General features: G+C 36.5%; 12 protein-coding genes. 3 read left to right on the top strand and 9 right to left on the bottom strand.

Translation table 11 applies throughout. The annotated features are described in order from the left end of the window. Positions 1-796: 796 nt before the first annotated feature. Both hemW and rdgB read right to left on the bottom strand, forming a co-directional pair. Positions 797-1,996, bottom strand: coding sequence for a radical SAM family heme chaperone HemW (hemW, locus tag ACFIL2_RS09765; protein ID WP_375639503.1), 1,200 nt, complete (start codon positions 1,994-1,996; stop codon positions 797-799). Next, positions 1,993-2,640 carry an RdgB/HAM1 family non-canonical purine NTP pyrophosphatase gene (rdgB, locus tag ACFIL2_RS09760; RefSeq protein WP_375617491.1) on the bottom strand — a complete coding sequence of 216 codons (648 nt, stop codon included), beginning with the start codon at positions 2,638-2,640 and terminating at the stop codon, positions 1,993-1,995. The genes hemW and rdgB overlap by 4 nt, the downstream gene beginning before the upstream one ends. A gap of 515 nt (positions 2,641-3,155) precedes the next feature. Here rdgB and hrcA point away from each other — a divergent pair. Both hrcA and grpE read left to right on the top strand, forming a co-directional pair. Continuing rightward, positions 3,156-4,226 (top strand): heat-inducible transcriptional repressor HrcA, encoded by a 1,071-nt coding sequence (gene hrcA, locus ACFIL2_RS09755; protein ID WP_375633672.1) that lies wholly within the window; start codon positions 3,156-3,158, stop codon positions 4,224-4,226. 124 nt (positions 4,227-4,350) lie between these two features. Then, a complete protein-coding gene (gene grpE / locus ACFIL2_RS09750) occupies positions 4,351-5,013 on the top strand; it encodes a nucleotide exchange factor GrpE (protein ID WP_375661980.1) in 663 nt (220 codons plus the stop codon). Between the two features lie 106 nt (positions 5,014-5,119). Here the strand turns inward: grpE and thpR are convergent, their stop codons facing one another. The 6 genes from thpR to ACFIL2_RS09720 all read right to left on the bottom strand — a co-directional run bounded on the left by thpR (position 5,120) and on the right by ACFIL2_RS09720 (position 10,165). Further along, the gene (thpR, locus tag ACFIL2_RS09745) at positions 5,120-5,659 is read right to left on the bottom strand and encodes an RNA 2',3'-cyclic phosphodiesterase (RefSeq protein ID WP_375680121.1); all 540 of its coding nucleotides are present in this window, start codon (positions 5,657-5,659) and stop codon (positions 5,120-5,122) included. A 625-nt stretch (positions 5,660-6,284) separates the two neighbouring features. Further along, complete coding sequence (locus tag ACFIL2_RS09740) at positions 6,285-6,578, bottom strand: HPr family phosphocarrier protein (RefSeq protein ID WP_012754483.1); 294 nt, start codon at positions 6,576-6,578, stop codon at positions 6,285-6,287. Between the two features lie 17 nt (positions 6,579-6,595). Then, on the bottom strand, positions 6,596-6,994 hold the full coding sequence (locus ACFIL2_RS09735) for a PTS sugar transporter subunit IIA (RefSeq protein ID WP_375680122.1): 399 nt from the start codon (positions 6,992-6,994) through the stop codon (positions 6,596-6,598). 136 nt (positions 6,995-7,130) lie between these two features. After that, positions 7,131-7,595: an HPr kinase/phosphatase C-terminal domain-containing protein gene (locus ACFIL2_RS09730; protein ID WP_375612806.1), complete on the bottom strand. Its 465-nt coding sequence runs from the start codon at positions 7,593-7,595 to the stop codon at positions 7,131-7,133. A gap of 23 nt (positions 7,596-7,618) precedes the next feature. Next, positions 7,619-9,403, bottom strand: a complete 1,785-nt coding sequence (locus tag ACFIL2_RS09725; RefSeq protein ID WP_375680123.1) for a stimulus-sensing domain-containing protein — start codon at positions 9,401-9,403, stop codon at positions 7,619-7,621. A gap of 39 nt (positions 9,404-9,442) precedes the next feature. Further along, positions 9,443-10,165: a response regulator transcription factor gene (locus tag ACFIL2_RS09720; protein WP_005774392.1), complete on the bottom strand. Its 723-nt coding sequence runs from the start codon at positions 10,163-10,165 to the stop codon at positions 9,443-9,445. Positions 10,166-10,551: 386 nt separating this feature from the next. On the opposite strand from ACFIL2_RS09720, the gene lysM reads away from it, so the two are divergent. Continuing rightward, complete coding sequence (lysM, locus tag ACFIL2_RS09715; RefSeq protein WP_375606145.1) at positions 10,552-11,007, top strand: peptidoglycan-binding protein LysM; 456 nt, start codon at positions 10,552-10,554, stop codon at positions 11,005-11,007. A 111-nt stretch (positions 11,008-11,118) separates the two neighbouring features. Here lysM and ACFIL2_RS09710 read toward each other — a convergent pair whose 3' ends face one another. Then, positions 11,119-11,673, bottom strand: coding sequence for a copper chaperone PCu(A)C (locus tag ACFIL2_RS09710; RefSeq protein ID WP_375633676.1), 555 nt, complete (start codon positions 11,671-11,673; stop codon positions 11,119-11,121). Positions 11,674-12,409 lie beyond the last annotated feature (736 nt).

The raw sequence follows: 12,409 nt of genomic DNA, 5'->3' as shown, positions 1-12,409 counted from the left end.
AGTGCATTATTTGTGTAATAAAGCTCATGATGTTGCTGTTATCTATAAATCAACACCAATCATACAGCCGCGTATCTCAAATAAATATTGGTTCAGTATTTTTTGCGACAACAGCTTTTATATGCCAGAATAGGATAAAAGTATTGTGTATATCTATTTTTTATAATCTCTGAAACAGACATACAACCTCATTGAGGGAAAATATAAAAGGTATAAAGGTGAAAATCAGCGTGCTTTTTTACTCTCCTTTTTTTATTCGGTTTTACGGTTTTCAAAAGTAACTAGAGTAATATCTTTTTAAATAATTAGAGATTGATACATGGTTTCATGCTTATTTCTCTGGTTCTTTAAATGGTGCCACGATTTCATAAAGAACAATACATTATCGTATTATGCATTCACGTAATTGTTTTAAAGAAATTTTCTCAATGTTTATCACATTTATGCCACTACGGTGCTTATGAATAGTGTAGTATAAAATTTTCCGTGAAGCGTATAAAGTCTACAGTGCCTCACCATCTTTGCGTTTATGAAAAAGAAAGTTAGACCACCATACACTTTCTAGCTCAAAATATTGCAATAGCTTTTAGCATTTAAGAGTGTTCATCAGAGGCCTTTTTACTCCTTTTTTATAGTTTTTATCCACATGCTTCTCCCTTTTTAAGGTGTAAGCAAATGGCGGTAACTAACTTGCTATAAATAGTTTTGAAATGAGAGAATCTCACGATATTCTAATCTCACCTTTGCTGTGAAAAATGATAATTATGATTAAAATAAGTATGTTGTTATAAAAACTTTAGTTTGCGAGTTGGCTGATGATGTGATCAAGAACAATACGTCCTTTGGTTGTTGCTTTTAAGCGTTGGTTATCCACCATTTCTATCAATTCTTGGTGTTGTAAATCGATCAGTTTTTCCATTGGAATGTGTTTAGGGCTTAAGGTTTCATAGCGTATAAGTTCTAAGCCTTCGCAAAGGCGTAATCCCATAAGGAGCATTTCATTTGCCTGTTGTTCAGTGGTTAAATGTTCCGTTTCAATACAGCCATGTCCTGTTGTTTCTACCAAATTAAGCCACTGTTCGGGATGCTTTTCATTTATTGTGACATAACGTTCGCGGTTTTCAAGGTGTGATGACAATGTTTTTGAACAGAAAGAGGAATGATTCGGTGTGTGCTCAATGAAACGTCCATGTGCTCCTGGACCAAAGCCTGCATATTGGTGATAACGCCAATAAAGAAGATTGTGTGCTGATTCGGCACCGGGCATTGCATGGTTTGAGATTTCATAGGCAGGAAGTCCATTTAGTGCCGTTATTTCTTGAGTAAGATGATACAGATCTGCTGCTAGCTCTGATGGGGGAAGGATAAGTCTTCCTGCATCATGAAGCCGTTTAAAGGCAGTTCCTTCTTCGATTGTCAATTGATAAAGAGAAAGATGGTCCGCTGCTAAATCAATTGCTTGTACAAGTTCAGATTTCCATTGTTCAAGGGTTTGTTCGGGACGGGCATAAATGAGATCAAAGGATAAACGTGGAAAAATTTTCCGTGCTAAAGTAATGGCGCAAAGAGCTTGTTCCACATTATGGAGTCGGCCAAGTTTGCGCAATGCTTTATCATTGAGCGCTTGTATTCCTAGAGATAAGCGATTAACACCTGCCGCACGGTATCCACGAAAGCGCTCTGCTTCCACACTGGATGGATTGGCTTCTAATGTAATTTCAATTTTATCATCGACTACCCATTTTTTTGCAAGTGCTTGCAATAGGGCATCGACAGTCTGTGGCTCCATAAGAGAAGGGGTTCCTCCACCAATAAAAATACTTGTAATATGGCGTGGGCCTATTTTGTGGTATTGCGTTTCTATTTCGCGCTTAAAGGCGGTGACAAAACGTGGTTGATCAACACCATGGATGCGAACATGCGAATTAAAGTCACAATAAGGACATTTAGCTGCACAAAAGGGCCAATGAATGTAAATGCCGAAAGGTTCATTCATGAGAATGCTAAAAGGTTTTCTGCCAAAAGTTTGAAAGCACGTGCGCGATGCGAAAGAGGGGGAAGATCATTACGTTTCCAGTTGTGTTTTTGCTCTGTTGACATTTCTCCAAAGGTATTTTCATATCCATCGGGTAAAAAAATAGGATCAAAACCAAAGCCTTTGTCTCCCCGTGGAGGCCAAATGAACGTTCCTTCAACGCATCCGCGGAAGTAATCTGCATGAGCATCAGGCCATGCAATGCAAATGATTGATATAAAACGGCATTTCCGTTGACTTTTTTCTCGTGCTCCGACTTTTTGGAGTTCATTTTCTATTTTTTTCATAGCTTTTGGAAAATTACGTGTACCATCGGCTTGAATTGCCCAATCAGCGGTATAAACGCCTGGCGCACCCTCCAATGCATCTACCTCTAAGCCTGAATCATCAGAGAGTGCAGGAAGTCCTGTTTTTTTTGCTGCTGAAAAAGCTTTAATATAAGCATTTTCTTCAAATGTTTTTCCCGTTTCTTTTGGTTCTGGCAAGCCCAGTTCTTTTGCCGATTGTATTATTAAACCGAAAGGCGTAATTAAAGTAGTGATTTCATGCAATTTTCCGGTGTTATGTGTAGCAATGACAAGTTTTTTATCTGCTATGCTTCTCATATAGATTTCTCCAAAAATGAAAGGGGAATTATTTTTGTGCTAAAAACCGGTTTAAATGCTCATACACACACATTCTGCTTGATTTTACATGATATGATTATTTTACACGTTTTATGATATTTTATTCCAATAAAAATTTTTATCTTGCACGAAGATAATCTTGCAAAGATAAGAAAGACATGTCTTTTTTATGATAGCATTTTATGGTAAATTTCCAATTTTCTGCTTGCTCTAAAGGGTGAAATTTTCTATTTACAGCGGTTTTTAATCAATCTAGATTCTCTTGACAAGTCCCTACAGCAGACCACTTTACAGATCAACTCTTAATCTTAAATATTTCTCACACACTCTAACAAAAAAATATTTCCCGCGTAATTTATCAAGCATCACTCTGAAAGGTAGCATTTTACAGCTCAATAGGATAATATGTTTTTATACTACTTTAGACTATTTGACCAAACCTTGGCAAAACTTATATAAGAGATGAGGATTTTAAAAGTAGTGAAACAATTGTGATGAAGCACAAAACTATTGATAATGAACTAAAATATCTTGATGAACGTTCGCGTGATATTTTTCGCCATATTGTTGAAGCTTATCTTAATGATGGTGAACCTGTAGGATCACGTAATCTTTCGCGGCTTTTACAACAGACATTATCGCCTGCGACGATTCGCAATGTGATGAGTGATCTTGAACATCTCGGTTTGATTTATGCACCACATGTTTCTGCGGGTCGAATGCCAACACAATCAGGTTTACGCTTTTTTGTTGATGCATTTATGGAAGCGGGTGATTTGCCAAACGAAGAGCGAGAAAATATTGAAATGCAAGTCAAAGAGGCTGGTCATGCACAATCGGTTGAACATTTTCTTGTTCAAGCAAGCCGAGTTCTTTCAGATCTTTCACGTGGGGCAGGGCTTGTTTTAGCAACAAAACAAGAAGGAACATTGAAACATATTGAATTTGTGCGCCTTGATAGGGAGCACGCTCTTGCCGTTTTGGTGACTCAACAAGGTGAAGTTGAAAATCGTATTGTTCATTTACCAGAAGGGGTTACTCATGCACAATTGACGGAAGCAATGAATTTTCTCAATGCCCATATCCAAGGGCGTACATTGAGTGAAGCTAAAGGGGAAATTGCCCGCTTATGCGCAGAAACACGGGCTGCACTTGATGATTTATCGCATCATCTTGTTGAAACGGGATTAGCTCTTTGGGGAGGAGAAGGTGCTGATCATAAAATACACCTCATTGTTCGCGGGCGTAGCAATTTACTTGAAGATGTGAAAGCAGAAGAAGATTTAGAACGATTACGCCATTTGTTTGATGATCTTGAAACGCGTGAGAGTATGGCACAGCTTCTCGATTTAACGGATGAAGGTTCTGGGGTTAGAATTTTTATTGGTTCAGAAAATAAGTTATTTTCACTTTCTGGTTCTTCTTTAGTTGTAGCACCTTATCGTGATTCACAACAAAGAGTCATTGGTGCTTTAGGTGTTATTGGTCCTACACGGCTTAATTATGCAAGGATCGTGCCCATGGTTGATTATACAGCTCAACTTGTGTCACAGTTATTGCGTTAAAACGATGCAAGTAAGTATTTGTACTATAAAAGCTCATTGTATTATATACATCGATACCCCTTGATTTTTGTCTGTAGAATTTCGATATCGAGAATAACGAATCTTATGAAGGAATAAAATTTTTATGTCTGATGAAAAAAACAAATTTACTGACGCTTCATTTGAAAATTGTGATTTAAAAAATCCAGCTGATCGTAATACACTTAAACAGGCAGCCGATGAATTTTTAAAAACACATAAAACAGAGGAACACGAAGTCGTTGAAACAGAAAGCAATGAGATTAGTGATCTTTTAGCGTCTTTGCAGGATGAAAATAAAGAATTGAAAGATCAACTTTTACGTCTTGTTGCAGATATGGAAAATCTTCGACGCCGTACTATGCGAGATGTGGCGGATGCAAAGGCTTATTCCATTGCTAATTTTGCACGGGATATGTTATCGGTTTCTGACAATCTCAATCGTGCTTTGGAAGCTATTCCAGAAGGTGCACGGGAGAGTGATGCTGGTTTGAAATCATTGGCAGAAGGCGTTGAAATGACTGAACGTGCCATGATGGCAGCATTAGAACGTCATGGGGTGCAAAAAATTCATCCAGAGGGGCAAAAATTTGATCCTCACTTTCATCAAGCGATGTTTGAAATTCCCAATGCTGATGTTCCAGATAATACTGTTCAACAAGTGGTTCAGGCAGGTTATATTATCGGGGAAAGGGTGCTGCGTCCAGCTATAGTGGGTGTAGCTAAAGGAGGAGCAAAAGAAGCTTCTGTTGAAGCTGATTCGGCTTAAAACACATCAATAATAAATCTCTAACATAAAATGCAGTATTCCCTGCAATCACACATATATGAAGTCTTTTCTTAAAGGGTTTTTAAAGGGTGTTATAAACACCCTTTTATCTTTGAAGCGCCCAACTTCCTTTTACAATATAGGGAGCCTTATTTAAGGGAGAGGCCGATAACAATAAAACAAAATGATCAATCTCAAAAGGAGGAACAAAAAAATCATCTTGAAAAGATAGATAATAAGAAAGATCTTTAAGATTAATATCAAATATTCGTGCAAGAGTGATATGCGGAATAAATAGTCTTTTATCAGGCTTTAACTCTAATTTATTCCGGATATATTGCGTCTTTTCATGTAAAAGAATAAGCTTTTCACAAGGTTCAATGCGAACCACAAGAGAATGAGGAGCATTTTCTGAACCAAAAACTTCAAAACCTTTTATCTGTAGCGTAAAAGAAGGAAGTTCTATAGTGTTAAAGGTATGCGTAATTTCATCTGCTAAGGAGCTTTCAACTTCGCCAAAAAAAGATAAGGTGACATGAAAATTTTGCGGGTTGATCCATTGCGCTTTTGGTAAGCCATTTTGCAATGATACGAGGGCTTTTGTTGTTTGTTGAGGAATCTGAAGAGCACTAAATAGACGACCCATGATATTATCTCCTTATAATGAAAGATGCTATCTCAAGCGCAATATAGATAATAAGGGCGGGGCACGTATCACAGAAAACAAGGCAATAGTATAGAAAAAGAATGTCTAAAAAATGCTTACTATAATTATGAGCGTACAAAGCTTATTCGTTTTAAGAAATGGTTATGACATTGATAAGAATTGCGTTTTCAGGATCTGTATCACAATGATGTGCAATGGAAGATTACTTGTGTATTATAAAGGCTACAAAGTTAGCAGAAAATAAGAAAAGTTGATAGATTTTTGATGTGCGAAATTATTTTGACGTTTATCTTTAGTCTAAAATAAAGCATACTTTAATACAAGGTGAAGAGTTCTCTTTTCTGTAAAAATTTAATTATATGATTAAGTCGGGGAATAGCCATAATACGCAAAACTATTCAAATTGGTCAAATAATGTTAGGAAAGGAAGAAAAAAATCGAGCATAACAAAATTACTATAAGCTTTTACATTTATGATAATTATGCCAATCTATAATGGATATGAATATTGGTATAAAAGCGGGAAGAGAAATTAAAATTCAAAATAATGATGGAAAGTTCCTATTTTCTAAGAATCATCATCCTTGTTTATGATAAAAAAGCACTAGTTTTCCTCTCCAAAGTTGTTATTGATGAGCTTTTCAAGAGCATTAAGAGCATCTGTTGCTTCTGGTCCTGAAACACGAATGGTGAGGTTGCAACCGGATGAAGCCGCTAGCATCATAAGTCCCATAATTGATGATCCGCCAACAATTTTTCCGTCCTTTTCAACTTCAACAGTAACATTAAAATTGTCAACAGTTTGTACAAATTTTGCAGAAGCACGTGCATGCAATCCACGTTTATTACAGATATTGAAATGACGACTTATACATGGGAGGGTATCTTTGGAAAACATTGGTATTTTATTATCCGCTATAAAATTATACTTGGTACATTAATGTATTTACGCCCTGCTTCTTGTGCTATTCTTAACGCGTCTGATAATGAAATATCAGGACATTTGCGAATAGAAATCAGTTTAATAAGCATGGGCAAATTAACACCCGCAATCATTTCAACGCGTCCTTTTTCAATAGCAGGGATAGCTATATTTGATGGTGTTCCACCGAACACATCTGTTAATATGATGACGCCATGATCCGTATCTGTATCGGTTACTGCGGCTATAATATCACCTCGGCGCTGATCTATATCGTCATCGGGATAAACGCATATTGTTGCGAACTTTTCTTGTACTCCAACAACATGTTCCACGGCATGTAAAAATTCGATAGCCAGCTCACCGTGCGTTACAAGCACGAGTCCAATCATTTACGCAAACTCCTGTTAACTAATAAGACCCGACCATAGTTGGTGGGAAAGACATTGTACAAGGCTTTATCTTGCTGCCAAGAAAAATTTGCAAAAAAAAGGCAAAAATTGTGATTTTTTTATCTTTAGAAAAAAATTAGACAGATTTTTGCCATATTTTTCTAAACAAAAATGCTTCAATAGCTTGACAAATGGCTGTACAATCGGCTTCACGAAGAGAGGGAAGTTTTAAAAGAGGAATGTGCAAATTTTCAAATTGAAAAGTTTTATTTGTGGAAAAACGTTCATATTCCGGACCGAGAAAAATAACGCAATCGATAGTTGTGTGCTTTTTAAATTCTATCATATAAAGACCAACGCCACGAATCTCGATGCCGCCCTCTAAATTATCGGGAGTGTATCCGTGAAGCTTTCCATTTTCCGCACGCAACATTGTATAATCATCACTGATAAGCTTCGCTTCACGTTTTGACCACTCAGCGCGGTCAAGCAAAGAAAGGGTGATGGTTGATTTTCCTGATCCCGATGGACCTATAATTAACAGCCCCTTGCCGCCCAGTTGAAGGCAATTTGCGTGGAGTATTTCACATTTTGTTTTCATGCCTTTTACTTTGGATAAAAGATTTATTTAGCAAGCGGAAGCATAATAGTAAAACGTGCACCAGTTTTACACTTCCCAAGTGTAGGATCGATAATATTTTCGGCTGTAATTGTCCCATTATGAGCTTCGATGATTTGCCGACTAATAGAAAGGCCAAGTCCAGAGTTTTGTCCAAAAGCATCTTCATTTGGTCGATCTGTGTAAAAACGTTCAAAAATGCGTTCAATATTTTCTGAACGAATACCTGGGCCATTATCTTCAATGGTTAAAATAAGGGTTGAAGCATGACTTTTCATAGTAATGCAAATTTTGCCACGATTCCGAGGAATAAAAGAACGCGCATTTTCAAGAAGATTTGAAATCACTTGTCCTAAACGAAGTTCATGTCCCAATACAAGATAAGCTTTTCCATGAGGACGTGGGACAATATTAAGGCTTATATCAATAGTTTGCGTATTACGATACACTTCCTGAACAGCATGAACAAGACTTTCCAAAAGCGGTGTCATATCAACAATCTCTGCGGTTTCTCGTGCAAGCTCTGCATCGAGTCGCGATGCATCAGAAATATCTGTAATCAACCGATCAAGGCGGCGCACATCATGTTGAATAATTTCCAGCAATTTCTCTTGTGCTTCTTCATTTTTAGCCAGAGGGAGTGTTTCAACAGCACTGCGTAGAGAGGTGAGAGGATTTTTTAATTCGTGGCTTACATCAGCAGCAAAGCGTTCAATGGCTTCAATACGCATATAAAGGGCATTAGTCATATCACGAATAGAAGTTGAAAGGTGACCAATTTCATCTTCACGCATTGAAAAATCAGGAATTTCTACACGCTGATTATTGCCATTACGCACTCGATTAGCCGAGGCAGATAATTTACTTAATGGATGGGCAATCGTATGGGCCAAAAAGAGAGAAAGAACCAAAAGTACGCTACCTACAACGGCAAAAACTTTAAAGATAACCAGTCTTTCGCCTTTTACAATGTTATCAATATCGGAACCAGTGGTTGAAAGAAGAAGAGCTCCAACCACTGCGCGATAGCGTTGAACAGGAACGGCAACAGAAACAATTAATTGCCCTTGTCTGTTGCGTCTTTTAGCCGTAGCAAGAGATCCGTTTAATGCGCGGTACACTTCTGGATAAGCAATACCACTGGTTTTTGTTTGTTCTCTGTCAAGAGCAATACCTTTGCCATAAAATGCGCTTGAATACCATGAAGTAAGGCGATCCCACATGTTTTGTTCTGTTTTAAGTGGGGGTAAATCATAACTAAAAACTTCTCCACTAGAATAAAGAACGCGCGAATCAAGAAGGAGAGTAGCATCACGATCATAGATACGTGCTCTTGTCGTTTTAGGTGTAATAAGACGCCGTAAAAGAGGGGCAACTTGCTCAGGGTTAATAGGAAAATCCCAAGAATCGGTTGATTGAGGAGCGGGTGTAACGCTTTCACCAGTCTGTAACTCTAAGAGTTTTTGAGGGTCAATGAGGATAGAATTTGTATCTACTGTTGCAGAAGCAGCAATAGCCCCAGCAATAATTTTTCCTTGGGTACATAAACTTTTGATTTTTGCTTCAATTAAACCATCGCGAAATTGGTTAAGGTATAAAATGCCTGTAACTAAAACGGCAAGAGCAGCAATGTTTAATATAACAATGCGACGTGTGAGGCTGGAAAAAAGCAATTGTCTAAAGAGACGGTGTGTTCGAAGATGCAAACGAGCGAACATAAGAAATGGCGTTGAGGATGTACCATTAACGGTTGTTTTTTGTAAAGTTTCCAGTTGAAAATTGTCTGTCATCGATTTGATTGCCATTCAAATTTTTGCGACAAAGTAGTTTTATACCTCGTGGAAACGATAACCTACACCATAAAGTGTTTCAATCATTGCAAAATCATCATCCACTTGTTTAAACTTTTTACGCAGACGTTTAATGTGACTATCAATGGTGCGATCATCTACGTAGACTTGATCACTATAAGCAGCATCCATTAAAGCATCACGACTTTTTACAACTCCTGGTCTTTGTGCTAAGGTTTGCAGAATCAAAAATTCCGTAACGGTTAAAATAACAGGTTTATCTTTCCATGTACAGGTGTGGCGTTCTTGATCCATCACAAGATCTCCGCGTTTGAGAGAAGAGGTGGAAGAAGTTCCTGTAGAAAGCGGTTGGTTACGTGCATTAGAACGGCGTAAAATAGCTTTCACGCGTTCAATAAGAAGACGTTGGGAGAAAGGTTTAGTAATAAAATCATCAGCTCCCATTTTGAGACCAAATAATTCATCAATTTCATCATCTTTAGAGGTAAGAAAAATAACTGGAAGATCAGATTTTTGACGCAAACGACGCAAAAGTTCCATCCCATCCATTCGGGGCATTTTAATATCAAAAATAGCTAAGTGTGGAGGGTGAAGTGTGAGACCCTTGAGTGCAGATGCTCCATCTGTATAGCTTTCAACCCGATATCCTTCTGTCTCAAGCGCAAAAGATAAAGATGTCAAAATATTGCGATCATCATCAACAAGTACAATCGTTTGCGTGATTGTTGGTGTATCTTTCATGGTTTCTTAGACCTTTCTATTGCTGTGGTAGCAAATTACCCACACTTATTTATATGGGAGTTCATATTTTTTTTGCAAAACAAATATGATACAAATTGTAGCAAAGTAAAAAACCTTCTGTCATTACTGTAAAATCTTGTTTTGCTTTCATAATTTATAATGTTTTTACGTCTATTAAGATCCCTTCATTTGAGAGAAAATTTTCATAAAGGCTTTTTTTATCAAGGTTTATTACAAAGTTTATTATTGTATTTGTCTCATAATTGAACAGATGTAGTTTTGATTGTTGAAGTTTAGAAAATCTGCCTATGTGTTTTAAGAGCAAAGAAAAGAATGTGGCAATATATGCACAAAAATTTGTTTCTGCTACACGAAAGGAGGTCGTAATGGGATTTTTTAATTTTATTAAAACTGTAGGGGAAAAATTAGGTATTGGGGACCATGAACCAAAAGAAAAGGATTTTAAGAGAGCATTTGATCATTTTCAACTCGGTACAGAAAAAGTCAATATTCAAGTTGAAGACGGTAAAGCTATTTTAAGCGGTGAAGTTCCAGATAGGGAAACACTTGAAAAAGCACTGCTGGTTGTTGGCAATTCACAAGGTATCTCTTCTGTAGATGTTGATCAATTAAAGGTTATAGATACAACGCCTAGAAAAACTTCTCGCTTTTATGAGGTTAAATCTGGTGATAATCTTTGGAAAATTGCTGAAGAGGTTTATGGAAAAGGGCAAGGTAATAAAAACACATTTATTTTTGAAGCCAATAAGCCAATGCTAAAATCTCCCGATAAAATTTATCCTGGACAAGTTTTACGTATTCCTGAAATTGACCATAGTTAATTCATCAAAGGGGATAATTTTTTACTGATGGCATTAAACAAAAAATAAAGAAGCGTAAAAAATTTCACGCTTCTTCATTTTATAAAGTGTGTATTTATAATAAAAAGGAGCTTAGTGAACAGGAGAGGATTTAGAAGGTGATGGTACTTTCATAGCGTTTACAGAGAAATCAACATCAATGGTTCCTGCTTTCTCAAATGTTAATTTTGCGCTAATTTTATCACCTAACTTAAATGGTTGTGAAAGCCCCATGAACATAATATGATCACCGCCAGGCTTAAGCGTGATTTCGCCATTTCCCGGAATTTCAATGCCATTGTGCATTTTTTCCATTTTCATAATATCATTAACGACAGCCATAGAGTGTATCTCTGTTGTTTTTACTCCGTTTGTGGAAATAGAAACCAAACGGTCTGGGGTATTACTGTGATTAATAATGTAGAGATAACCGCTACCAACTCTTATACCTCTAAGTGTTTCGCGTGTCCAAGGATTGAGAATTTCTATGTCGCCAAGTTTATATTGCTGAGCACCTGCTGGCAGGGTTATACCAGCAAAGAGAAGAGCACACACGATATTTATGATAACCTTTTTGTATGGATATTGTGTATGTATTATATTCTTAAAGATGAGATTTGTTATTTTCTTAATAATAGATGTCATCATTGATTTACCCTCCTTCATAAGATTCACACTTTGAATATTTTTTATTTTAGCAGAGCTTTTATTTAAAATAAAAGAAAGAAATGCTAAAATGAAATTGATTTGAATATAAAAATCATAGAATTCTTGAAATTTAAAAGAAGACAGTAAGATTTACAATGACAACACACCTCTTAACGCTTCCGTGTTCATCTCATAAATAGTATTTGCAAATGGTATAAAATCTATGATGCACTACTATTTTACTTAATGAAGATATAATACAGAACAATCATCAACCACTTTACCAATTTTTAATATTATGACAGCTCTTGGCATTTTAAAGCGTTTATACAGAGGTATTTTTAATATTTTCAAAGTTCAAAATTATACAGTTAAGAAAAAACGCTTTAGGTGAATTTAAAGCACAGATTTCAAAAGCCGCAAACAATGAGACCGTTAGAAGGAGAATTTTTGAAAGGAGATCGATAGATAATACCTTTACTGATATGAGCATTAGATATGATGACTATTTTAGTCCAAGGAAAATTTATAATATTTGTGATATAAATTATTCGCCTTTTAAAAAGCTTTTACGTGAGTATGATTTTATCAATGATGAGAAGATCAAGAGCGAGAGTGCAATCATTCTTTTATTTTTTAATTTTTATAGAAAGATATATTTTTTAAGAATCGCAAGAAAAATATATTATACTCTCAAGTCTCTCATAAATATGGTATTTATGGGTCATTAGCGTGC

Origin of the sequence: Bartonella sp. AP30XZML, from assembly GCF_042195945.1 — a bacterium.
Taxonomy (GTDB): domain Bacteria; phylum Pseudomonadota; class Alphaproteobacteria; order Rhizobiales; family Rhizobiaceae; genus Bartonella.
The sequence above is the reverse complement of the archived record's forward strand: the minus strand, read 5'-3'. Positions and strand labels throughout refer to the sequence as shown.

Bases quoted from the DNA above. Each gene is read 5' to 3' on its own strand.
- hemW (WP_375639503.1), bottom strand. From the start codon at position 1,996: ATGAATGAACCTTTCGGCATTTACATTCATTGGCCCTTTTGTGCAGCT.
- rdgB (WP_375617491.1), bottom strand. From the start codon at position 2,640: ATGAGAAGCATAGCAGATAAAAAACTTGTCATTGCTACACATAACACC.
- hrcA (WP_375633672.1), top strand. From the start codon at position 3,156: ATGAAGCACAAAACTATTGATAATGAACTAAAATATCTTGATGAACGT.
- grpE (WP_375661980.1), top strand. From the start codon at position 4,351: ATGTCTGATGAAAAAAACAAATTTACTGACGCTTCATTTGAAAATTGT.
- thpR (WP_375680121.1), bottom strand. From the start codon at position 5,659: ATGGGTCGTCTATTTAGTGCTCTTCAGATTCCTCAACAAACAACAAAA.
- ACFIL2_RS09740 (WP_012754483.1), bottom strand. From the start codon at position 6,578: ATGTTTTCCAAAGATACCCTCCCATGTATAAGTCGTCATTTCAATATC.
- ACFIL2_RS09735 (WP_375680122.1), bottom strand. From the start codon at position 6,994: ATGATTGGACTCGTGCTTGTAACGCACGGTGAGCTGGCTATCGAATTT.
- ACFIL2_RS09730 (WP_375612806.1), bottom strand. From the start codon at position 7,595: ATGAAAACAAAATGTGAAATACTCCACGCAAATTGCCTTCAACTGGGC.
- ACFIL2_RS09725 (WP_375680123.1), bottom strand. From the start codon at position 9,403: ATGACAGACAATTTTCAACTGGAAACTTTACAAAAAACAACCGTTAAT.
- ACFIL2_RS09720 (WP_005774392.1), bottom strand. From the start codon at position 10,165: ATGAAAGATACACCAACAATCACGCAAACGATTGTACTTGTTGATGAT.
- lysM (WP_375606145.1), top strand. From the start codon at position 10,552: ATGGGATTTTTTAATTTTATTAAAACTGTAGGGGAAAAATTAGGTATT.
- ACFIL2_RS09710 (WP_375633676.1), bottom strand. From the start codon at position 11,673: ATGATGACATCTATTATTAAGAAAATAACAAATCTCATCTTTAAGAAT.